The sequence below is a fragment of the Aquibium sp. ELW1220 genome, from assembly GCF_030398385.1.
Taxonomy (GTDB): Bacteria; Pseudomonadota; Alphaproteobacteria; order Rhizobiales; family Rhizobiaceae; genus Aquibium.
Window position 1 is genome coordinate 151,038 of the sequence record NZ_JAOAOQ010000001.1, and the last position, 20,108, is coordinate 171,145.

General features: G+C 65.6%; 23 protein-coding genes. 10 read left to right on the plus strand and 13 right to left on the minus strand.

Annotated elements, in window-relative coordinates; all coding sequences use genetic code 11:
* Window positions 1-4: 4 nt before the first annotated feature.
* The 4 genes from glgX to N1F91_RS00735 all read left to right on the plus strand — a co-directional run bounded on the left by glgX (window position 5) and on the right by N1F91_RS00735 (window position 4,640).
* Complete coding sequence (gene glgX, locus N1F91_RS00720; protein WP_289988355.1) at window positions 5-2,077, plus strand: glycogen debranching protein GlgX; 2,073 nt, start codon at window positions 5-7, stop codon at window positions 2,075-2,077.
* The gene (gene treZ, locus N1F91_RS00725; RefSeq protein ID WP_354670511.1) at window positions 2,074-3,879 is read left to right on the plus strand and encodes a malto-oligosyltrehalose trehalohydrolase; all 1,806 of its coding nucleotides are present in this window, start codon (window positions 2,074-2,076) and stop codon (window positions 3,877-3,879) included. Before glgX ends, treZ begins: the two co-directional genes overlap by 4 nt.
* Before the next feature lie 131 nt (window positions 3,880-4,010).
* Window positions 4,011-4,286 carry a DUF2934 domain-containing protein gene (locus N1F91_RS00730; RefSeq protein WP_289988358.1) on the plus strand — a complete coding sequence of 92 codons (276 nt, stop codon included), beginning with the start codon at window positions 4,011-4,013 and terminating at the stop codon, window positions 4,284-4,286.
* 42 nt (window positions 4,287-4,328) lie between these two features.
* On the plus strand, window positions 4,329-4,640 hold the full coding sequence (locus N1F91_RS00735) for a hypothetical protein (protein WP_289988359.1): 312 nt from the start codon (window positions 4,329-4,331) through the stop codon (window positions 4,638-4,640).
* Window positions 4,641-4,834: 194 nt separating this feature from the next.
* On the opposite strand, the gene N1F91_RS00740 is transcribed toward N1F91_RS00735, so the two are convergent.
* On the minus strand, window positions 4,835-5,422 hold the full coding sequence (locus N1F91_RS00740) for a sigma-70 family RNA polymerase sigma factor (RefSeq protein ID WP_289988362.1): 588 nt from the start codon (window positions 5,420-5,422) through the stop codon (window positions 4,835-4,837).
* Window positions 5,423-5,509: 87 nt separating this feature from the next.
* Complete coding sequence (locus N1F91_RS00745; RefSeq protein WP_289988364.1) at window positions 5,510-6,187, minus strand: hypothetical protein; 678 nt, start codon at window positions 6,185-6,187, stop codon at window positions 5,510-5,512.
* A 193-nt stretch (window positions 6,188-6,380) separates the two neighbouring features.
* Between N1F91_RS00745 and N1F91_RS00750 the strand changes: the two genes are divergently transcribed.
* Window positions 6,381-7,187 carry a Ku protein gene (locus N1F91_RS00750; RefSeq protein WP_289988366.1) on the plus strand — a complete coding sequence of 269 codons (807 nt, stop codon included), beginning with the start codon at window positions 6,381-6,383 and terminating at the stop codon, window positions 7,185-7,187.
* 63 nt (window positions 7,188-7,250) lie between these two features.
* Here the strand turns inward: N1F91_RS00750 and ligD are convergent, their stop codons facing one another.
* Both ligD and N1F91_RS00760 read right to left on the minus strand, forming a co-directional pair.
* A complete protein-coding gene (gene ligD, locus N1F91_RS00755; protein ID WP_289988368.1) occupies window positions 7,251-9,908 on the minus strand; it encodes a DNA ligase D in 2,658 nt (885 codons plus the stop codon).
* A gap of 1 nt (window position 9,909) precedes the next feature.
* On the minus strand, window positions 9,910-10,767 hold the full coding sequence (locus tag N1F91_RS00760; RefSeq protein ID WP_289988371.1) for a Ku protein: 858 nt from the start codon (window positions 10,765-10,767) through the stop codon (window positions 9,910-9,912).
* Window positions 10,768-10,892: 125 nt separating this feature from the next.
* On the opposite strand from N1F91_RS00760, the gene N1F91_RS00765 reads away from it, so the two are divergent.
* Window positions 10,893-11,138 carry a DUF2188 domain-containing protein gene (locus N1F91_RS00765; protein WP_289988372.1) on the plus strand — a complete coding sequence of 82 codons (246 nt, stop codon included), beginning with the start codon at window positions 10,893-10,895 and terminating at the stop codon, window positions 11,136-11,138.
* 31 nt (window positions 11,139-11,169) lie between these two features.
* Here N1F91_RS00765 and N1F91_RS00770 read toward each other — a convergent pair whose 3' ends face one another.
* The gene (locus N1F91_RS00770; protein WP_289989751.1) at window positions 11,170-11,736 is read right to left on the minus strand and encodes a DNA-3-methyladenine glycosylase; all 567 of its coding nucleotides are present in this window, start codon (window positions 11,734-11,736) and stop codon (window positions 11,170-11,172) included.
* Window positions 11,737-12,035: 299 nt separating this feature from the next.
* On the opposite strand from N1F91_RS00770, the gene N1F91_RS00775 reads away from it, so the two are divergent.
* Window positions 12,036-13,124: a DNA topoisomerase IB gene (locus tag N1F91_RS00775; RefSeq protein ID WP_289988373.1), complete on the plus strand. Its 1,089-nt coding sequence runs from the start codon at window positions 12,036-12,038 to the stop codon at window positions 13,122-13,124.
* An 84-nt stretch (window positions 13,125-13,208) separates the two neighbouring features.
* On the opposite strand, the gene N1F91_RS00780 is transcribed toward N1F91_RS00775, so the two are convergent.
* Complete coding sequence (locus tag N1F91_RS00780) at window positions 13,209-13,583, minus strand: DUF427 domain-containing protein (RefSeq protein WP_289988374.1); 375 nt, start codon at window positions 13,581-13,583, stop codon at window positions 13,209-13,211.
* 45 nt (window positions 13,584-13,628) lie between these two features.
* The gene (locus N1F91_RS00785) at window positions 13,629-13,817 is read right to left on the minus strand and encodes a DUF3008 family protein (protein WP_289988375.1); all 189 of its coding nucleotides are present in this window, start codon (window positions 13,815-13,817) and stop codon (window positions 13,629-13,631) included.
* A 150-nt stretch (window positions 13,818-13,967) separates the two neighbouring features.
* On the opposite strand from N1F91_RS00785, the gene N1F91_RS00790 reads away from it, so the two are divergent.
* Complete coding sequence (locus tag N1F91_RS00790) at window positions 13,968-15,506, plus strand: phospholipase D-like domain-containing protein (RefSeq protein WP_289988376.1); 1,539 nt, start codon at window positions 13,968-13,970, stop codon at window positions 15,504-15,506.
* Between the two features lie 68 nt (window positions 15,507-15,574).
* On the opposite strand, the gene N1F91_RS00795 is transcribed toward N1F91_RS00790, so the two are convergent.
* The 4 genes from N1F91_RS00795 to N1F91_RS00810 form a co-directional block, all read right to left on the minus strand.
* A complete protein-coding gene (locus tag N1F91_RS00795) occupies window positions 15,575-16,555 on the minus strand; it encodes a lysylphosphatidylglycerol synthase domain-containing protein (protein ID WP_289988377.1) in 981 nt (326 codons plus the stop codon).
* Between the two features lie 32 nt (window positions 16,556-16,587).
* A complete protein-coding gene (locus N1F91_RS00800; protein ID WP_289988379.1) occupies window positions 16,588-17,406 on the minus strand; it encodes an endonuclease/exonuclease/phosphatase family protein in 819 nt (272 codons plus the stop codon).
* A 25-nt stretch (window positions 17,407-17,431) separates the two neighbouring features.
* Entirely contained in the window at window positions 17,432-17,773 is a 342-nt protein-coding gene (locus N1F91_RS00805; protein WP_289988380.1) for a hypothetical protein, read from the minus strand.
* A 104-nt stretch (window positions 17,774-17,877) separates the two neighbouring features.
* A complete protein-coding gene (locus N1F91_RS00810) occupies window positions 17,878-18,141 on the minus strand; it encodes a DUF982 domain-containing protein (RefSeq protein WP_289988382.1) in 264 nt (87 codons plus the stop codon).
* Window positions 18,142-18,453: 312 nt separating this feature from the next.
* On the opposite strand from N1F91_RS00810, the gene N1F91_RS00815 reads away from it, so the two are divergent.
* The gene (locus N1F91_RS00815; protein WP_289988384.1) at window positions 18,454-18,975 is read left to right on the plus strand and encodes a superoxide dismutase family protein; all 522 of its coding nucleotides are present in this window, start codon (window positions 18,454-18,456) and stop codon (window positions 18,973-18,975) included.
* 50 nt (window positions 18,976-19,025) lie between these two features.
* Window positions 19,026-19,154: a peptide ABC transporter permease gene (locus tag N1F91_RS00820; RefSeq protein ID WP_289988386.1), complete on the plus strand. Its 129-nt coding sequence runs from the start codon at window positions 19,026-19,028 to the stop codon at window positions 19,152-19,154.
* Between the two features lie 247 nt (window positions 19,155-19,401).
* Here the strand turns inward: N1F91_RS00820 and N1F91_RS00825 are convergent, their stop codons facing one another.
* Together N1F91_RS00825 and N1F91_RS00830 are read right to left on the minus strand one after the other, a co-directional pair.
* Window positions 19,402-19,845, minus strand: coding sequence for a metal-dependent phosphohydrolase (locus N1F91_RS00825; RefSeq protein ID WP_289988387.1), 444 nt, complete (start codon window positions 19,843-19,845; stop codon window positions 19,402-19,404).
* A 1-nt stretch (window position 19,846) separates the two neighbouring features.
* On the minus strand, window positions 19,847-20,065 hold the full coding sequence (locus N1F91_RS00830; RefSeq protein ID WP_289988388.1) for a DUF3072 domain-containing protein: 219 nt from the start codon (window positions 20,063-20,065) through the stop codon (window positions 19,847-19,849).
* Window positions 20,066-20,108 lie beyond the last annotated feature (43 nt).

The following is a 20,108-nucleotide window of genomic DNA, read 5'->3' on the forward strand; positions in this document are numbered from 1 at the left end:
CAGCATGCGCCGAAACGGACAGATCAAGCCGGGCTCGCCTTTCCCGCTCGGCGCTCACTGGGATGGCTCGGGCGTAAACTTCGCCCTCTTTTCCGCCAACGCCACCAAGGTGGAACTCTGTCTCTTCGACGGCACCGGCCGTCGCGAGATCGAGCGGGTGCCTTTGCCGGAGTTCACCCACGAAGTCTGGCACGGCTACCTGCCCGACATACGGCCCGGCCAGCTCTACGGCTACCGCGTGCACGGCCCCTACGAGCCCTCCGCCGGCCACCGGTTCAATCCGAACAAGCTGCTTCTCGATCCCTACGCGCTCGAGTTGCGGGGCGAAATCCGCTGGCATGACGCCGTATTCGGCTACCGGATCGGACATCCGCGCGATGACCTCTCCTTCGACCGCCGCGACTCGGCCTTCGTCATGCCGAAATGCGTCGTGGTCGACCCGGCGGTGACCTGGGGCAACGACGTGCGCCCGGGCCGCCCCTGGGACGAGACGATCATTTACGAGGCGCATGTGAAGGGCATGACGGCGCTGAACCGCGAACTGCCGGAGCAGTTCCGCGGTACCTTCGCGGGCCTCGCCGATCCGCGCACCATCGATCACCTGGTCAAGCTCGGCGTGACCGCGATCGAATTGATGCCCTCGCAGGCCTTCTTCGACGACCGCCACCTGATCGAGCGCGGCCTCTCCAACTACTGGGGCTACAACACCATCGGCTTCTTCGCGCCGGCCACCCGTTTCATCGCTCCGGGCTCGGGCATTCACGACTTCAAGCTGATGGTGCGGCGGCTGCACGAGGCCGGCATCGAGGTCGTTCTCGATGTCGTCTACAACCACACGGCCGAAGGCAACCAGATGGGGCCGACGCTGTCCTTCCGCGGAATCGACAATGCCAGCTACTACCTGCTGGGCGACGACCCGCGCTATTATTTCGACACGACCGGCTGCGGCAACACGGTAAACCTGCGCAATCAGCGCGTGCTCCAGATGGTCATGGATTCGCTGCGCTACTGGGTTCAGGACTGCCATGTCGACGGCTTTCGCTTCGATCTCGCCAGCTCCCTCGGCCGCGACCGCGACAGCTTCGACCAGAACGCCGTTTTCCTCGATGCCGTGCGGCAGGATCCCGTCCTGTCGATGGTCAAGCTGATCGCCGAACCGTGGGACACGGGCAATGACGGCTACCAGCTCGGCAACTTCCCGCCGATGTGGGCGGAGTGGAACGACCAGTATCGCGACACCACCCGCGCCTTCTGGAAGGGCGACGAGGGAATCGCCTCCGACCTGGCGGGACGTCTTCTCGGTTCCGCCGGTGATTTCGAGAAACGCGGCCGCCGTCCCTGGGCAAGCATCAACTTCGTCACCGCCCACGACGGTTTCACGCTCATGGATCTCGTCAGCTACAACGACAAGCACAACGAGGCGAATGGCGAGGAAAATCGCGATGGTCATTCGCACAATCTTTCCTGGAACTGCGGCGCCGAAGGCCCGACAGAGGATGAGGAAATCATCGAACTGAGGGACCGGATGCGCCGCAACCTGGCTGCTACCGTTCTGTTGTCGCAGGGCACGCCGATGATCCTGATGGGCGACGAACTGGGTCGCAGCCAGGACGGCAACAACAACTCCTACTGCCAGGATGCCGAGATGAACTGGCTGCGCTGGGGGGAGGGGATCGATGAACGCGACCAGGCCTTCTTCGACTTCATGCGCAAGGTGATTGCGCTGCGCCTCGACCAGCCGCTGTTGCGCCAGCGCTTCTTCCTGCATGGGGATCCGCGGCCAAACGGAGCGAGCGGCGTGCACTGGCTGCGCGCCGACGGCGAGCAGATGGGTGATGAAGACTGGCACCAGCCGCACACGCGGGCCTTCGCCATGCTCCTTTTTAACGACGCGCAGAAGCTGCTGATCGTCTTCAATGCCCACTACGAAGATGTCGAGTTCACCTTGCCCGAAGACTTTTCGTCCGGCTGGCGCCGCCTTCTCGACACCGCCGACCCGCTCGTGGACGGCGAGGCGGTCGACGGGCCGATCGCAGCACACGGGCGGACGCTGATGCTGCTGGAGACGAGAGCGTGAACCCAGACATGCAGCAGCGGAGCGTCTCGCTCTCCTGGGGCGCACAGGTTCTCGACGGCGGCAGGGTTCGCTTCCGCCTGTGGGCGCCCGGACTGAAAGCTCTCACGCTCCGGGTGGCCGGCACCGATCGAGCAATGGCAAGCGTCGGCGATGGCTGGTTCGAACATGTCGCCGAAGGCGTTGCGCCTGGAGCCGAATACGCCTTCGTTCTGCCGGACGGCCTCGCAGTCCCGGATCCGGCGTCTCGCGCGCAGGCACGCGACGTGCACGGGCCGTCGCTGGTCGTCGACCCCGCCGCCCACGACTGGTCCGAGCCGGACTGGACCGGCCGTCCCTGGGAAGAGGCCGTCATCTACGAACTCCATGTCGGCACCTTCACCGACGAGGGTACCTTTTCCGCCGCCATCGGCAAGCTCGACCATCTCGCGACACTCGGCGTCACCGCCGTGGAGATCATGCCGGTCGCCCAGTTTTCCGGCGACCGCGGATGGGGCTACGACGGCGTCCTGCCCTACGCTCCCCACCGCGCCTATGGCGGCCCGGAAGGCTTCAAGGCCTTTATCGACGCCGCCCATGCGCGCGGCCTGATGGTGCTGCTCGACGTGGTCTACAACCACTTCGGCCCCGATGGGAATTACATCTCGCTCTATGCACCGGACTTCTTCCACCCGGAAGACCACACCCCTTGGGGAGCAGCCATCGCCTTCGACGCCGATCCGGTCCGGCGTTTCTTCATCGAGAACGCGCTCTACTGGCTCGACGAGTACAGGCTGGACGGCCTCAGGCTCGACGCTGTCGACCACGTCGCAGACGATCTCCTCGTGGAGATCGGGCAGCGGGTGCGCGCGCGGTTTTCGGACCGCCACGTCCACCTGACGACGGAGGACAACCGAAACGTCACTTTCCTGCACGACCGCGGCGAGCATGGTGCCGTCACCGGCTACACCGCCGAGTGGAACGACGACTTCCACAGCATCGCCCATGTCATCGCGACGGGCGAGACAGACGGTTACTTTGCCGACTTCAAGGATGACCCGACAGCCCTGCTCGGCCGCGCGCTGGCCGAAGGCTTCGCCTATCAGGGCGAGGTCTCGCCGCAATGGGACCGCCCCCGCGGGATGCCGAGCGCCCATCTCCCTCCGACCGCCTTCGTGGATTTCCTGCAGAACCACGACCAGGTCGGCAACCGTGCCTTCGGCGAGCGGCTGCCGCACCTCGCGTCGCCCGATCTGTCGCGCGTGCTGACCGCAGTTCTGCTGCTCTCGCCGCACATTCCCTTGCTCTTCATGGGCGAAGAGTTCGCCGAGGACCGGCCTTTCCTCTTCTTCACCGACTTCCACGGCGCTCTGGCGAAAGCTGTCACCGAGGGACGGCGAAAGGAGTTCTCGAAGTTTGCTGCCTTCCGCGATGGTGACGGCAATCGGAACATCCCGGACCCGAACGATCCGGCAACCTTCGCCGCCTCCAGGCTCGACTGGTCGAAGCCTGCACTCGGCAGCGGCCGGCTGCGGTTCGACCACCTCCGCCACCTTCTTGGAATCCGCCGCGGGTCGATTGTGCCGGCTCTCGCTTCTGCAGGTGGAAACACTGGCAGCATCCGCTCTGCACGGGACGGCGTCGTCGCGGTCGACTGGGTCCTCGGCTCGGCGCGGCTGCAGATGCGCGCCAATCTGTCGAAAGCGCCGCGGCGGGCGCCGGCCCTCGACGTTCCGCTTCTTCATGCCGATCCTGCGGAAACGGTCACGGTGCTTGCCGACGGCGTCGAATTGCCGCCGTTCTCCATTGCTGTCGGTTTCGCCTGACGATGGAACGCGGCCCGGACCGGTGGTAATCTGGGCAGCCGAAAGGCCAGACGCGAACATCCCCGTCGCCCGGCAGTTCTGGGTAGGGCGCTGTGGAACCGGACGAGAGAAAGGGACCTGCACCGATGAACATGAACCGAGACGAGCAACTGCGCCAGCGCGCCTACCGCATATGGGAAGCCGAGGGACGGCCGGACGGTATGGAAGCGGAACATTGGGCGCGCGCTGAACGCGAACTCGCCAGTGAGGAGACGGGCGTGAACCCCGCAAACGCCGCGCCTGCATCCCGAGTGCGGCGCAAGGTACCGGCGGCGGAGCCTGCTGCCGGCATCGTTGCCGACGGCGCGGCAAAGAAGGCCGCCCCGACCGCCAGAAAGCCCGCCGCTCCGCGCAAGAAGAAAGTTTGAAGCCCGCGCGAGACGCGCGCGGAATGACAGAAGGAGACGACGATGGCCGAGACCAGGGTTCTGACCGATCACCAGGAAATTCGCGAATGGGCGGCCGCGCGCATGGGATCGCCGGCGATCCGTCCGGCGGCGCCTTTGATCGGCAACAACGACCCGGTGCTGATGCTCGTCTTCGACCAGCAATCCTACGAGGATCAGGATCAGGGTGCCGACCGCCCGACGGATTTCGGTCGCCCCGAGATCGTCGAGTGGGACGAGTGGTTCACGCTGTTCGACGAGCGCAACCTCGGTCTCGTGGTTTCAAAGGAGATCGCCGGCCTGCGCGAGAGCTTCCACCAGCTCATTGCGCGCTAGGCGTGTGAAGCAAAGCGTCGCTACTGGCGGCGCCTTCCTGACGCTCGGACCGGCTGCGGTGCCCGTCAGGGCGTCGCTATCGGCGGCGCTTTACCGACGCTAGGGCAGGCAGCGTTGCCCTTCAGGACGTCGCCGCAGGCGGCGCCTTTCTCGGAGCATGTTTGCGGCGCTCTCGGCGCTTGCGTTGCTCTGCCTCAGCCCATCTTTCCGGACGAGAACATCGATGCGACGGGGTGAACCTGGGCGCGCTCCACCGTCGAGCGGCTTGAGGTCTCGCCCAGTTCCTCGAGCAGTCGCAGGCGCGCGCGGTTGAGGCGGCTCTTGATGGTGCCCATCGCACAACCGCATATCTCCGCCGCCTCGTCATAGCTCATGCCGAGGACGCCGATCAGCACCAGAACCTCGCGTTGCTGGTCCGAAAGCCGCGAGAGCGCGACGGCGATCTCGTGTCGCCTGGCCGACCATTCCTGCGTCGCATCGATGGCAGGCCGCGCCGCGGCATCGTCTGCGGCGCCGGGAGCTTCCCGGTTGGCAAGCCGTATACGGGTGTAGAAGGTATTGCGCATGATCGTGAACAGCCACGATTTCATGCTGGTGCCTTCCGCGAACTGATGGATCTTGGCGAGCGCCTTGGTAAGCGTCTCCTGCACGAGATCGTCGGCGTCGCTGGGATCTCGATAAAAGGTCCGGGCAAAGGCGCGCAAGGCGGGGATCAGACTGACGATCTCGTTGTCCGGTGACATTGCGCTCCACCCTCGGGAGCCACGCGCAGTGCGCGGCATGGCTCTACTGATACATGTATCGGTGCTCCCCCGTGCCCCATCCAACAATGCGTCTCCGGCGGGAAAGTTCCACCTGCTTGCTCGCCGTCAGCGCGAGTGAGGCCGTTTTTCTGCCACAGCCCTTATCGGGCGGATATTGCGCCTCATCATGAGGCGTTCGATCGAACGGCGGGCGCTCGCCGACCGGATCTGGCGGGCGGAGGTGGAGCGGGGCTTCAGGCGCGTCGGCCGCACGTCGCGGTCGAGATCGAACACTCGTTCCGCCGCAACGAGTCCGTCCTCGGACAGGTATGTGGCGACCACCGTCACCGTCAGCGTCGCAGCCTCGGTTCTGCCGGCTCCGTCCTCGCCTGCTCCGCCCGTCCCATCGGCCGCCTTGTCCATGAGGCTCTGGTAGGAGCCGATGTCGATCAGCTCGCCGCTCTGCAGCGGGCCCTGCAGCCACGCGCGGCGCGGGTCGACATCGTCCTGCGATGAGGTGGTATCGAGTTCGCTCAGCGAGCAGACGGTCGGGTGGTCCGCGTCACTCTCGTCCCCGAACGAGATCAGCACGGCCTCGATGTAAATCGCTTCCGCACTCATGTTGGCGACGATGCACCTCGCCTCAGCAGTCTGGCCGGCGCCCCGGTTGATCAGGATGCGCGGGCGTCGAAGCCGCCGGTAGTTGTTGTAGAGCAGCTGGAAGTACAGCGTCCAGACGAGCAGTGTCAGGATGCTCGCGAGGGCGCTGACCGCGCCGTTGTTGTTCTCCAGCCATTCCCACATGTCCCATATCCATCGTCGATCGCTGGCCTTGGTGGGAGCTCCGGTCCGCCTGTGCCGGTCGCCTCCGTCTCACGAATCCGCGGTCACGGTGAGACAGATGGCACTGCCTTCATGCCTTCCATGTCGCTCCGGAACGCTCTTGCTGCGGCGACGTTCCTCCCGGATCGAAACCGAAGGTCAGGAATGGACAGACATGGCACCACGCAGCTTCTGGAAGGGCTATCTGAAGCTGTCGCTCGTCACCTGCCCCGTGGCCATGACCCCCGCCACCAGCGAGAGCGAGAAGGTTCGCTTCCACTCCATCAACCGCGCCACGGGCAACCGGGTCCGCAACCGATACGTCGATGCGGAAACGGGAAAGGTGGTCCGGGACGAAGATCAGGTGCACGGTTTTCCGAAGGGCGACGACGAGTATCTCGTCGTCGAGGATGAGGAACTCGATTCCATTGCGCTCGAGAGCACCCATACCATCGACATCGAGACCTTCGTACCGCGTGATTCGATCGGCTGGATCTGGCACGACAAGCCTTACTTCCTGGTGCCTGACGACAAGGTGGGCGAAGAGGCCTTCGCCGTCATCCGCGACGCCATGCGCACCACGGGCATGGTGGGCATCTCCCGCGTGGTTCTCTTCCGTCGCGAGCGCGCGGTGATGCTGGAAGCCTGCGGCAAAGGTATCCTGGCCTGGACGCTGCGCTTCGGCGACGAGGTGCGCGAGGCCGACTTCGAGGGCGTCGAGCGCGAAAAGCCCGAGGCCGGGCTGATGCGGCTGGTCAAGAAGCTGATCGACGAGCGGACGAAGGACTGGGACCCGGCGATGGTGGAGGACCCGGTACAAGGCAAGCTCCTCGACCTGATCGAGGCCAAGCGCAAGAAACGGAAGCCGCCAAAGAGGGCGGCACCGGAACCGGTGCCGGTGACGCCGGACAACGTCGTCTCGATCATGGATGCGCTGCGGCGCAGCGTCGAACAGGAGAAGAAGGGCGCGAAGAAGAAATGAGCGACCGGACGGCTGGCCACCCAAGGCGCGGCTGCAGCCCCTTGCGGACCCGGCCGCTGCTCGTCACGCTGAGTGCCTGCCGCGACTCGCCAGCTTCTTTGCCGGCTTTCCCTTTGCTCCGATCGGTGCCTGCGCCTTGCGGAAATCGGCCCATGGGTCCGCAGGAAGATTCGCGAGCCGCGCGGCTGCGTTCATTACCGTGAAGGTGGCGGGGCCGATATTCGATCCAAGCTCATCCCACTCGATCGGCATCGATACCGCGGCTCCGTCGCGAGCGCGTGTCGAATAGGGCGCGACTGCGGTGGCGCCGCGGCCGTTGCGCAGATAGTCGACGAGAATCTTGCCTTTTCGCTTCGCCTTCGAAACAGTCGCGACGAAGCGCTCTGGACTGTCCGCCGACATTTCGTTGGCGATGCGCTTGGCAAAGCCTTTCACCTCGTCCCAGCCGGCCACAGGCTGCACGGGGCTGACGACGTGCAGCCCCTTGCCACCGGAGGTCTTGAGGAAGCAGGCCAGGCCTTCGGCCTCCAGCCGCTCGCGCACCTCGCGTGCCGCTGTCATCATCGCCTCCCACGTCACGCCCTCGCCGGGGTCTAGGTCCATGACGATCTGGTCGGGCTTCTCCAGATCGTCGAGCGAGGCCTGCCAGGGATGGATTTCCAGTACCCCACCCTGCACCAGCCCGATCAGCCCGTCGAAACCGTCGATGCCCACGATCGGTTCTCCAGATGTGTCCTGCGGATCGTGCAGCGTGAGAATCCGTGCATTCATCCCCTTCCACGCGTGCTTCTGGAAGAAGCATTGACCGCCGACGCCGCCCGGGCAGCGCAACAGCGCGAGGGGGCGATGCACGACATGGGGTGCCATGAACCTCCAGGCTTCGCTGTAATACGCTGCCAGTCCCTGCTTGGTGACGCCGGCATCCTTCCAGTATATCCGGTCCGGGTGCGTGAGTTTCACCGTCCACCGCGGCAGCGCATCCCCACCCTTCCGGGTGCCCCCATCCTCCCGCGTCACCGCTTCCGGCGCCTTGTCCTCCCGCAGCCCGCGGAAAGAGGCATGCCGCAACACGCCGTCGCCGGTCCAGGCCCGAAACTCGACTTCGGCCACCAGTTTCGGTTCGACGAAGCGCACGTTGCGTCGCGCCTCGGCCGACAGCGGACCGGAAAACGGCGACGTGTCGCGCACCAGCGGCTTCAGTTGCGCAAGAAGGCCTTCGGCGACCTTGCGCGAAAAGCCGGTGCCGACGCGCCCGGCGTGGATGAACGCGCCGCCCTGATGGTGACCGAGCACCAGCGACCCGATCGCCTTGTCCGACGTCGTGGAAGGGACATACCCGGCGACCACGAATTCCTGCCGCTCCGAGCATTTCGACTTGATCCAGTCCCGCCCGCGGCCCGGGCGGTACTTGCCGTCGCGCAGCTTGGAGATAACCCCCTCGAGGCTGAGCCGGCAGGCGTGCCGGAGGATCATCTCACCGTCCTCGTCGAAATGCTCGCTGAAGCGCAGGGCGGCCGGTGCGGCGTGCAGCACCCGCGCAAGTGCGGCCTTGCGGTCGATCAGCGCCGCGCCGGTCAGGTCGCGCCCGTCGAGATGCATCAGATCGAAGACGTAGTATACGAATCGGTCGGAGCGACCCTCCGACAGATCGGCCTGCAGGGCGGAGAAATCCGACGCTCCGCCACCGCCCTCGACCACCAGTTCGCCGTCGATCACTGCCTCCGCGACCGGCAGCGCGGCCAGCGCATCGGCCACGGCGCCGCCGAAGCGATCGGTCCAGTCGAGCCCGCTTCGGGTCAGCAGCCTCGCCTTGCCATTGGCGACATGTGCCTGAAGGCGGTAGCCGTCGAACTTGATCTCGTGGATAAAGCGATCTCCCGATGGAGCCTCGGCCCGCAGCGTCGCCAGTTGCGGCTCGATGAACCCGGGCATCGCCGTCTTGCGGCCGCCCTTCGCCGGAGCGGCGGCTTCTGCCTCGGCTTGGCTGGCGCCATTGTCGCCTGCATCGGCGGCCGGCGCCTTCGCCTTGCTGCCCGCTGCCGCCTTCACGCCGCGTACCGGCCGCGCACTGGCCTTGGCAGCCGAACGCTTCGTCGTCTGCTCCTCCTCCGGGGCTTTCGCGATCCTGCCGGTCTTCGACGACCATCCTGGCTTCTCGTTCTCCACGTCAGCGATGACCCGGCCCGTCTTCACCGATTCCGGTCGTTCTTCCAGGATATCGGGTTCGTCGGTGCCACGGGCGAAGTCGTCGTCGCCCTTGATCAGCAGCCAGTTCTCCCGCTTCTCGCGGGGCTTTCCCGCCATCCGCACCAGATGCCAGCGGCCACCAAGCTTCTCGCCCGTCAGCTCGAAGTCGAGATGGCCTTTCCTGTAGCCCTTCTCAGCGTCGCCGATCGGCGCCCAGGTGCCGCGATCCCAGACGATCACGGTGCCGCCGCCATATTCGCCTATCGGGATCGTGCCCTCGAAGTCGCCATACTCCAGGGGATGATCCTCGACATGCACGGCCAGCCGCTTTTCGCCGGGCAGGAGGCTCGGTCCGCGCGTAACAGCCCAGCTGCGCAGCACGCCGTCCACCTCCATGCGGAAGTCGTAATGCAGCCGCCGCGCCGCGTGCTTCTGGATGACGAAGGAGCGCCCGCCCGTTTTCGGCGTCGCAGCGCCCTCCGGTTCAGCCGTCTTCTTGAAGTCGCGCTTCTTCCGGTAGATATCGAGCGCCATTTCAGCCCGCCTTCTTGCGCGGCGCCGTCTTGGGCGGCGCGCGCGTCGCTGCCGTCTTTGCGGATGCGGCCGGCTTGCTCTTGCCGCTCGCCTCGGCGCTGCGCCGCAGCGCCTCCATCAGATCGACCACCTTGGCCTTCGGCTTTGGCGTGGCTGGCTTGAGCGCTCGACCTTCCATCTTGGCCTTCACCAGTTCCGCCAGCGCGGCGTCGTAGCGATCGTCGTAGTCCGATGGGTGGAATTCGCCCTTTTTCGTCTCGATGATGTACTTCGCCAGGTCGAGCATTTCGCCCTTAATCCCGATGTCCGGCACCTCTGTGAAGGCGTCCTGTGCCGAACGCACCTCGTAGTCGAAGTTGAGCGTGTTGGCGATCAGGCCCGGCCCCTGCGCCCGCAGAAGCACGGTGCGGACCCGCCGGAACAGCACCGTCCGGGCGATCGCCGCGACGTTCTTCGCCCGCATCCCCTCGCGGATCACCGCGAAGGCGCTCTCCGACACCGCGTCCGACGGCGCCACGTGGTAGGGCTTGTCGAAATAGACCGTCTCGATCTCGGGGCAGGTCAGGAACGCCTCGATCCGCAACGTCTTGTCCGCCTGCGGCACCGCGTCGGCGATCTCGTCCGGTTCCAGGATGACATATTGTCCCGAGCCGAGCTCGTAGCCCTTCACGATGTCGTCGCGCTCGACCGGCTTCTCGGTTTCCTCGTCGACATACTGGCGCTGGACCCGGTTGCCCGTCTTTCGGTTGAGAATGTTGAAGGACACCCGCTCAGACGTCGAAGCCGCGGCATGAAGCGCCACCCCGCAACTCAGTTCGGCGACCTGCAGATGGCCTTTCCAGACAGCTCTCGATGCCACGGCATGTTCCTTTTCGCCGGGCAGAACGTCCACTGCAGGCCGATGTTCCGCAGGGGCGTCGCGCGGGCAGGAACCTTCCTTGCTTCGCCGTGTTGCGGAGGGAAATCACATTCAGGGAAACAGCAATGCCCCGCCTGATCTACGAAGTCGTGCAGCACGACGAAGCCTGGGCCTACAAGGTCGGCGACGTCTTCTCCGAACCCTTCGCGACACGCGAGGAGGCGCACGCCGCAGCCGAGCAGGCCGCGGCCAATCACCGTCTCGCCGGCCCGGACGAGCACATCGAGTACCAGGATCCGGAGGGCGGATGGCACGAAGAGGACGAGGACGGCGCCGACCGTCCGGACACCGGCGTTGCCGATCCGCAATGAGCAGCGGCAGTCTGCCCGTTTCACCTGCCCCCTAGGATCGCCTCGGAAACGGCCGTGACAGGAAGCGTGAGCCGCACAGGCCGAACCGCCAGGGCACGTCGACCGCCTTGCTGATACCGATCCGCGGCCCCGTGACGACGGCGGGCCGCCCGGAGGCAATCGCCAGCCGCAACGCCCCCTGGCCGATGGGCCTCCCGTTCTGCGCCTGGTCTAGTGCCAGCGCCTGACAGAGCTTGCCGGGTCCCGAGCAGAGCGCCCGGACGTCCTCCAGCCCCCGCCGCCGCACCATGGCGGGAAGGCCTGTTGTGGGCTCCAGCGCTCGCACCAGTACCGCAGAGCCTGGCGCGCAGACCACGTTGAAGCACCAGTGGATGCCGTAGGAGCGATAGACATAGGCGTGGCCGGCCGGACCGAACATTGCCGCATTTCGCGCGGTCGGGCCGGAAAAACTGTGCGATGCAGGGTCGTCGGCAGCATAGGCTTCGGTCTCGACCACCAGGCCGCCAACGCCGTCATGGGTCAGGAGCGCGCCGATCAGATCGGCTGCCACTTCGTGCGCCGGCCGGTCCAGGAAGCCCGCCAACCCCCTTGCCTCCATCATCGTCACCTTGTCTGCCATCCTGATGATCAGCCGGGAGCCCGGTCTGCGCGAGTTCCCTCCTCTTCCGTAGCATCCGGTGCCGGATCGCGGAACAAGCCGCCGCTGCGCGAATTTAGGATGTCACGAAGCCGCGGCGAGCCTTCGCGGCGGTAAATGGGAGCGACAGTGTTCGATGCATATACGGTTCGAAATCCGTCGAACGCCCTGCGGCGCAGGAGGGCGCACCTGTCGGAGTCCGGCGCAGTGTCCGTTGGCCTCGGGCAACGGCAGTCTCGGCGGCGGCTTCCGCCTGTCCGATGGAGGTGACTGACCTGCGCGGCATCGACTCGATATCCATGGTGGCCGCGACTCCCGAAATGGCAGCTGCGCGTGCCGAGCTTGCCTATGTCAGCGACACGGGACCGGGCATTCGCCGCCGTCGCGCTGGGAAGGGCTTCGCCTATTTCCAGCCGGGCGGTGGAAAGCTGCAAGATGCGAACGCGCGTGCGCGCATCCGCGCGCTCGCCATCCCGCCCGCCTGGACCGACGTGTGGATCTCGCCCGATCCTGACGGTCACATGCAGGCGACCGGCCGCGACCAGAAGGGTCGCAAGCAGTATCGCTACCATCCGGGATGGACTGCCTGTCGCGACGAAGCGAAGTTTTCGTCGCTGGTCGCTTTCGCCTCCGTCCTGCCGAAGATAAGGGACCGCATCGACCACGACTTGCGCCGCCCCGGCGTCCCGCGCGAGCGCGTGCTCGCCTCCGTCGTCTGGCTTCTCGACCGCACGCTGATCCGGATCGGCAACGACGTCTATACCCGCCAGAACGAGAGTTTCGGGCTGACCACGTTGCGCCACCGGCACGTCCGGATCGAGGGCCAGCAGATCCGGTTCTCCTTCGTTGGCAAGTCGGGGCAGGAGTGGAAACTCAAGTTGTCCGACCGGCGCATCGCCCGTATTGTCGGCACCATCGAGGAACTGCCGGGACAGCATCTGTTCCAGTACATCGATGGAGATGGGGAACGTCGGCCGGTCCATTCGCACGACGTCAACGCCTATCTGCGCGAGACCGCCGGCCCGCAATTCACCTCCAAGCACTTCCGGACCTGGGCTGCGACCACTGGCGCGGCGGTGCGCTTCGCCGAACTGGAACCGCCCCAGACGAAACGCGATCTCGCCCGCGTCACCAATCAGGTGGTCGATCAGGTGGCGGGGCGCCTTCACAACACCCGCGCCGTCTGCCGCCGCTGCTACATCCACCCGCTCGTCGTCGAACGCTGGGAGCAGGGCGTGATCGGAGAAGAACTTGCACAGATCCGCCGCCGCAACCGCAAGCCCCTCCAGGGGCTGGACGAGGACGAATCCGCCGTTTTGCGCTGGCTTCGCACCCATCACCAGCAGTAGCGCGGCCGCACCAGGCAGTGCGAACGAAGAAGGGCGGCACCGTGCACCGCCCTTTTCGATCTGTACTCCGTCTGGCCGGAGCTCTTAATCCGGCCAGTGCACCTTGTGCTCGGTATCGGGGGTTTCCATTGCCTCGACAGTCACGATTTCCGGGTCGAAAGCCGCGTGGCCGCGCAACTCGCGGAACTCAACCGGTGGTGCGTCGTAGGCCCACATCGCCCTGTCGGCGGCTTCGCCGACCGCGCTCACCCGCCAGTGCCGCATCAGATGCCCGGCATCCTCGCCGTCTCCCGGCTGTTCCTGCAGGAACTCGAAATAGATGTGCTCGAAGGGAATGAAATAGACGTCGCGCCGCCCGGCTTCGCTCACCCTGAGCGCGGCATCCGTCGAGGCCACCATGGCGTCGCGAAACATCACGTTCACCTTTCCCCGGAAGCGCTCCACCCGTTTCGTATCCATCGCGTATCCTCGCTGTCTTTCTCGTTTTTCCACGGCCGTCGCTGCTCAGGCGTCCGACTTGTGCTCGGGCTTGCCCTTGCGCTTGGTCGACGCCATTTCCGAAAGCTCCTTCTCGGACATGGTTTTCTCCATGCTCTTCGAGGCACCCTTCAACTGACTTTTTTTCGTGTCTCCGCGCTTGGCGGAAAGCGCGGCGCCCGCAGCCTTCTGCTGCGCCTTCGACATTGCCGGCATGACTGCATCTCCTTTGCCCGGGCGTCCGGAGCGGTCCGCGACGCGACTTCGCAGAACGAACGGCGGCGCGAAAGGTTCGATGCTTCGAGGAATGACTCGGAACCGGCACCCTCTGGCGGCGTTTAGGCAGTGTTTTCAGGAGTTTTCAGCATGCCCCCAGCCAGCCAGGCCAGTCTACGCGTTGCTCCGGATGGGCTGGCGGTCGCCGAAGCTGTGGCGCCGGACCGCAAGAATGTCCGCCCCCGCGGCGGACCCATCCTGCGCCCCGGTCGAAACTGCTGGAAGATCGCGCGCGCCAGGCGGGCAACCGTGCTTGTCGACGGAGCGGACTACTTCGCCGCGTTGGAGAAGGCCATCCGCAAGGCGACGCGCTCCATCGTCATCCTCGGCTGGGATTTCGACGGCCGCATCCGGCTGCGTCCCGACGCCGACGCGACGGAGTCGCCGCCGCTGGGGCAGCTTCTGCGTGCTCAGGTTGAGGCAAATCCAGAGCTCGAGGTGCACATTCTCGTCTGGAGCGAGTCGATCGTTCATACGCCGGGCTCGACCAGGGAGATGCTGTTCGGCGCGGACTGGCAGGATCATGCGCGCATCGCGGTGAAGCTCGACACCTACCACCCCATCTACGCGGCCCATCATCAGAAGATCGTCACGATTGACGACTGTCTCGCCTTCTCGGGCGGCATGGATCTGACGGTCGGTCGCTGGGACCGTACGCCGCACCAGGCGCATGATCCGTTGCGGGTCGATCCTGACGGCAAGTCCTACCCGGCGGTCCACGACGTGCAGATGCTGGTCGATGGCGACGCCGCCTGCGTGCTGGCCGAGGTCGCGAAGGACCGCTGGCGCAATGCGACCGGCGGCGGCGCGCCGCTCGACTGCGACTGCAGTCACGATTACTGGCCCGAGGGCGTCGCGCCCGACTTTGTCGATATCGACGTCGCGGTAGCCCGCACCCTGCCGGAGTATCTCGACACGGAACCGGTGCGCGAGGCGGTTGATCTGACCATCGACGCCATCGAAAGTGCCCGCGACACGATCTACATCGAAGCCCAGTATATGACCTCGTCGCTGCTGGGCGACGTCATCGAGCGAAGGCTTCGCGCCCTCGACGGGCCGGAAATCGTCGTGGTGATGGCGCATGAGTGCCATGGCATCATCGAGAAATGGGTGATGGGCACCAACCGGGACCGGCTCATCCGTCGCCTGCGCCAGGCCGATCGCTACGGCCGTCTACGCATTCTTTACCCCGCCATCACCGAAGGCGGAGAGACGAGCCAGGTCTTCGTCCATTCCAAGGTCATCGTGGTCGACGACCGCTTTCTGCGGATTGGTTCGTCCAACCTCAACAACCGCTCCATCGGCCTCGACACCGAATGCGACGTTGCGGTGGAGGCAAGGAACGGCGCACAGGCGCGTGCGGTGGCACATCTGCGCGATCGGCTGATCGCCGAGCATATCGGCGTCGCGCCCGAACGTCTCACCTTGGAGATCGAGCGCCGCGGCTCTTTGGTTGCAGCGATCGAGGGGCTTGGCGGCGGAAGACAGCGTTTGCTGTCCTTCGAGGCGATGTCCGACGAAGGCCCGTCTCATCCGGTGCCGGGAACCCGCCTGCTTGACCCGGTGCGACCCTACCGTATCCTGCGGCTGTGGGACCGCTTCTGGCGCAAGCGCAAGCACAGCCGCTGAACCGTCAGCCGCGCGGGGGGCTGCTAGGGTTCCGGTCGCAGCCGGCATGTTTGCTGTTTCTTTCGGCCTCACCGGAGGCGAACGAGGAACTCGCTCACGACAAGGCTCGCCGCGCCGATCGGCAGCGGCAGCAGGAAATAGACGAAGCGGAAGATCAGCACCGCGCCGATGACGCCCTCTCCCGGTATCATGTGCAGCACGGTGGCTTCGATTACGCCAAGCCCGCCCGGTACATGCGCCAGAAGGGCGGCCGTGTTGGCTGTGACGTAGGCGGTGGCCACCGCCACATAGGGCACCTCGGCGAAACCGGCGACGGCCTGGTGCAGGCAGGCCGCCACGAGCGCGAAATTCAACGCCCCCACCCCGACCTGCGCGAGCGCGAGCTGGAGGCCGGGCAGGCGAAACTCCCATTTGCGGACGGTGATGGGTCGCCTGACGAAGGCGGAGGCGACGACATAGCTGGCGACCAGCAGCAGCAGGCCCGCGCCGGCGGCACGCACCAGAACCGTGTCGAGCCCCGTCAGATCTGCCGCACCGCCCGGCCGGGCGAGCAACGCACTTCCTCCGAGCGTCATCAGGCCGATCGACACCGTCAGTCCTGAAAACAGCACCAGCTTCGTAACGTCCTCCACGCTCAGGCCCCACCGCGCGTAGAAGCGGTAGCGGATTGCTCCGCTGGAAATGCCGGCAAAACCGATCGAATGTCCGAGCGACAGCGCGGTGAAGGAAGTAAGCGCTGCCTTGCGCCACGGCAGTCGGTGTCCGGCATATCGAAGACCCAAATAGTCGAACAGCGTCAGCGTCAGGTAGCTGGCCGCCATGAAAACGACCGAGCCCGCCAGACGCGCGCCTGGGACGCTCGTCACCGAGGCGACGATTTCGCCATAGCTGTAGCCCGACAGGGTCCGGTACAGGAGGTAGCCGGCAAGGATCACCGCGGCGAGCGCGATCCAGGTCGACCACGACAGGCCGAGAGGCTTCCTGGCTGTCTGCTTCTGGTCCTGAGAGGAAGTTGCTTCGGAAAGAGGCGGCGCTGAAGTGTCGGTCAAGGTCGTGCCTTCGTTGAAAGCAGCACAACGCCTCAACGCGTGAGGCGATCCGGTGGCGAACGCACGAAATCGCCGCCCCGCGAGACCGGTTCGGCGGCAATCTGCCGGTCGATGACCAGCTCGGCGACCAGCGGCAGATGATCCGAAGCCGCGCGGCTCAGCACGCTGCGATGGGTGTCGGCAGATGGGACCGAGAAGTGGCTGCTGACGAAGATATGATCGATCCGGAAGACCGGGAAGCCCGAGGGGTAGGTACGACGTGGGCGCCGCCGTTTCGGCGAGCCCAGCTGGTGCGCATCGCGCAGGTGCCGGCGGATCATGCCGCACACCGTGCCGTGCGGAAACGAGTTGAAGTCGCCCGCGAGCACCAGCGGCACGGCCGGGTCTGCGTGACCGAGCCATTCCGGCCCCAGCAGGCAGCGGGCCTGGGCGCGCCGCTCCCAGCGACGGAGGCCGAAATGGGTGTTGATGACGTTGATCGCACCGCCATCCACCTCGATCTGCGCCCAGATTGCACTGCGCGGCTCGATCCGCGGCTGCCGTTCCAGCCCCGGCAATGCGCTGGCCTTGATGACCTTGGAGGGAAGGGCGGTGATGATCGCATCGCCATACTCCTCCTCCATCACCTTCAGCGCGGGATGAAAGTGGACATTGCCCATGCCGAGTTCGCGGGCAACGGCCTCCGCCTGGTCTATCCCGCCGCTTCGGACGCGGCGCACGTCGAGCTCCTGCAGGGCGACGACGTCAGCCTTCGTCTCCGCGATCACCTCCGCGATCCGACCGGGCGAAAGCCTTCCGTCGACGCCGAGGCAGCGATGGACATTGTATGTGACGATTCTGAGCCGGCTCATGAACTAGCGATCTCGGCCGGTCCGGTCATTCGTCCTCCGGGACCGCCGAGGGAGGAATGATGGGCGTGACACCGGCATCGGGCGCCGGCTCGACCATTTCCGGATCACCGACGGCCGGAGGCGAGAGCACCCCACCACAACGATCGAGCGTGGCCGATAACGAGGAATCCGCTTCGCTGCTCGTATTCTGCTCTCCGTTTTCGAGAGGAGTGGCAACTGCGTCGTCACCGGGCACGACCTCGCAGGGCTCCGCCCCCGTCTTGAAGTCAGGCGTCTGCGACGTCGGTGCCTGCTGCGCAGGCGCGGAAGTGATGGAAAGAGTTAGAAGGGCGATGCTGCCCGCAACGAGGGTTGAGAGGCGGGTCATGATCGGTCTTCCTTTCCTTGTTCGCAGTCTAAACGGCTCGACCTCAGCCCTGTTCCAGCCTCGATGAACGGCGCAGTCAGGAGGCTGATGCAGAACTCGGCGGATTATGTGCTTCGGCTGCGAATTGACGACGCGTCGGCGAGATTTCCTGCCTCACGTGCCGCCCGAACGAGGGCATCCCGCGCATCGACTGCCGATCGGTGCCCGTCGACGACCTTCAGCGCCGCATCGATCGCCTGTTCGTGTTCGATGCCTCGCACAGGCCAATCCGTAGCCGAAAGCACCTCGAAGGCCTCCTTTGCGGTGCGGACCGTGACCGGGCCGCCCGGCCCGGAAAGTTCTACCGGCTGCTCGAACTCGATCGCCATCGTCAGGCCCCGCTTGCCGCGTACCGGGTCGGGAACGGCGAGGGGCCTGGCTGTGGCACCGGGTCCGGCGGGAGAGGTCCGGGCGCCGGCGTCGGCCCGGGCATGGGGATCGGCTCGGTCCCGCGGTTCCCGCTGTGCACTGACAGGTACTGCCTGGAGTAGCGGTGGCTGGCCATGTCGGCATTCCTTCCTTGAGGGGTTGTCTCACCCGGTTAATCGGGCCTTCGCAGTAAGGTTCCGGAAAGTCGCTGCGGCGGGGTGAACAAACGGTGCGCTGCGTCGTTGCGTAAACGCATGACCGGAAAGGAAACCATGATGAAAAAGACCCTCCTCGCCATTCTTCTGGCCAGTGGCTGCGCCGTTTCCGCTGCGCACGCGCAGGCCGTCTCCGCCTCGGCGAACATGATCAATCTTGAGGAACAGGAGGTCGGCACCGTCACGTTCCAGACCACGCGCTCCGGCATGTTGCGCGTGATCGTCGAATTGACCGATCTGCCGCCCGGCACGCTTGGCTTTCACGTCCACGAGACCGGCGAATGCTCGATCGCAGACTCCTTCGCATCGGCCGGCGGTCATTATGCCGGCGAGGCGAGCCATGGCGTCGAGAGCGAAGACGGTCCCCATCCCGGCGACTTCCCCAACGTCAATGTCGCGGAGAATGGCGTCGTCAAGGTCGAGTTCTTCACCGATCGCCTGTCGCTTGGCGAAGGCGAGAATCCGCTGATGGACGAAGACGGATCCGCCGTCGTCGTTCATTCCGGGCAGGACGACTACACGAGCCAGCCGTCCGGCGACGCTGGCGACCGGATCGCCTGCGGCGTCATCCGCCAATAACCGGACCCTACGCCGCCCGACCGGCCGACGATCACGAGGAGGCTCTCGAGATGGCAGTCCGTGGCAACGAACGGCAGCGGGAGTTCAGCGGCAAGAAGGTGCGACAGGGTGAGATCATCCTGTGCACCCCCTTGCGAAAAGCCATTTTCATTGGTGGGCTGGCGGCCTCGTCGTCCTGAGCGCCCTTCTCGGCTTCGCCGGCGTCTGGTGACGTTGCCCCGGCTTGAATACCGGCACGACGGGACGGCCACTGACTTGCAGACTGTGCCCGCGCCAATAACAAATGTTACTCCGCGGTGCGAACTTTTCCGGGGGCGGCTCGTTTGGAGAGGGCGCTCGCTCCTCCCAGGGCGCCCGAGACCGGCGGCGCCTTTCCTCTCGGCACCCCAGTGGCGCCGCCGGTCTCTCTTCGACTCCTCGCGGGCATCACCGTGTGTCCAAAAGTCCCTCGCGCACCAGCATGTCCAGCGCGTCCGCGAACCGGGTTCCGTCCAGTGCGGCGTCGCGGGCCTGCCGGAGATTGTCTTCGAGATCCGCGCGCTTGACGTCTCGCGCGAGTGGATCGGAGGCCGCGCGGCGGGCGAAGGCCATGTAGTCTTCGCCCTCACGTCGGGTCATTGCGTCCACCGCACGGACGATCGGCTGCGGAAAGCCCTCGGCCACAAGCCTCGCGACCGTCCAGTCCGCGTTCTTCTCGACGACGTCGTGGAGAAAGGCGACCGTTTTTGCCTGTGTGCCGGCCACGTCGGCCGCCACCCGTCTGCAATGGTCGAGCATCGGCAGGCCCGTCTTGTCGGTCTGGCCCTCATGGGCGCTGGCGGCAATGCCGATGGCACGCTCGAGCATCCTTGCGGTGGTCGGGTCGCTCATCTCAGAGCCCAAGTTTCTCCTTCAGCGCGTCGATCCGCCGGGATGCCTCGGCTTTGCTCAGCGTCTCATCGTAACTGTCGGGATCGTGCGCCTGCTCCGACAGGGTCTTGAGATAGGAGCGCTGCGCACCGGTCATGGGCTCGTCCCCGCTGACCCAGTCGTCCGGATCCTTGCGGGTGTTGGAATCGTCCGCGACCTTCGGATTGTTGTCGTCGATCATGTTGGCCTCCTGATCGCGGGAGAATGCCGCCGTATGGCGCCTG

Excerpts from the sequence above, each read along its gene's own strand:
- N1F91_RS00730 (WP_289988358.1), top strand. The coding sequence starts at position 4,011 with ATGAACCGAGACGAGCAACTGCGCCAGCGCGCCTACCGCATATGGGAA.
- N1F91_RS00735 (WP_289988359.1), top strand. The coding sequence starts at position 4,329 with ATGGCCGAGACCAGGGTTCTGACCGATCACCAGGAAATTCGCGAATGG.
- N1F91_RS00805 (WP_289988380.1), bottom strand. The coding sequence starts at position 17,773 with ATGACCCGCCTCTCAACCCTCGTTGCGGGCAGCATCGCCCTTCTAACT.
- N1F91_RS00800 (WP_289988379.1), bottom strand. The coding sequence starts at position 17,406 with ATGAGCCGGCTCAGAATCGTCACATACAATGTCCATCGCTGCCTCGGC.
- ligD (WP_289988368.1), bottom strand. The coding sequence starts at position 9,908 with ATGGCGCTCGATATCTACCGGAAGAAGCGCGACTTCAAGAAGACGGCT.
- N1F91_RS00775 (WP_289988373.1), top strand. The coding sequence starts at position 12,036 with ATGGAGGTGACTGACCTGCGCGGCATCGACTCGATATCCATGGTGGCC.
- N1F91_RS00825 (WP_289988387.1), bottom strand. The coding sequence starts at position 19,845 with ATGAGCGACCCGACCACCGCAAGGATGCTCGAGCGTGCCATCGGCATT.
- N1F91_RS00780 (WP_289988374.1), bottom strand. The coding sequence starts at position 13,583 with ATGGATACGAAACGGGTGGAGCGCTTCCGGGGAAAGGTGAACGTGATG.
- N1F91_RS00745 (WP_289988364.1), bottom strand. The coding sequence starts at position 6,187 with ATGTGGGAATGGCTGGAGAACAACAACGGCGCGGTCAGCGCCCTCGCG.
- N1F91_RS00815 (WP_289988384.1), top strand. The coding sequence starts at position 18,454 with ATGATGAAAAAGACCCTCCTCGCCATTCTTCTGGCCAGTGGCTGCGCC.
- N1F91_RS00810 (WP_289988382.1), bottom strand. The coding sequence starts at position 18,141 with ATGGCGATCGAGTTCGAGCAGCCGGTAGAACTTTCCGGGCCGGGCGGC.
- N1F91_RS00770 (WP_289989751.1), bottom strand. The coding sequence starts at position 11,736 with ATGGAGGCAAGGGGGTTGGCGGGCTTCCTGGACCGGCCGGCGCACGAA.
- N1F91_RS00750 (WP_289988366.1), top strand. The coding sequence starts at position 6,381 with ATGGCACCACGCAGCTTCTGGAAGGGCTATCTGAAGCTGTCGCTCGTC.
- N1F91_RS00740 (WP_289988362.1), bottom strand. The coding sequence starts at position 5,422 with ATGCCGCGCACTGCGCGTGGCTCCCGAGGGTGGAGCGCAATGTCACCG.
- N1F91_RS00765 (WP_289988372.1), top strand. The coding sequence starts at position 10,893 with ATGCCCCGCCTGATCTACGAAGTCGTGCAGCACGACGAAGCCTGGGCC.
- N1F91_RS00830 (WP_289988388.1), bottom strand. The coding sequence starts at position 20,065 with ATGATCGACGACAACAATCCGAAGGTCGCGGACGATTCCAACACCCGC.
- N1F91_RS00820 (WP_289988386.1), top strand. The coding sequence starts at position 19,026 with ATGGCAGTCCGTGGCAACGAACGGCAGCGGGAGTTCAGCGGCAAGAAG.
- N1F91_RS00790 (WP_289988376.1), top strand. The coding sequence starts at position 13,968 with ATGCCCCCAGCCAGCCAGGCCAGTCTACGCGTTGCTCCGGATGGGCTG.
- glgX (WP_289988355.1), top strand. The coding sequence starts at position 5 with ATGCGCCGAAACGGACAGATCAAGCCGGGCTCGCCTTTCCCGCTCGGC.
- N1F91_RS00785 (WP_289988375.1), bottom strand. The coding sequence starts at position 13,817 with ATGCCGGCAATGTCGAAGGCGCAGCAGAAGGCTGCGGGCGCCGCGCTT.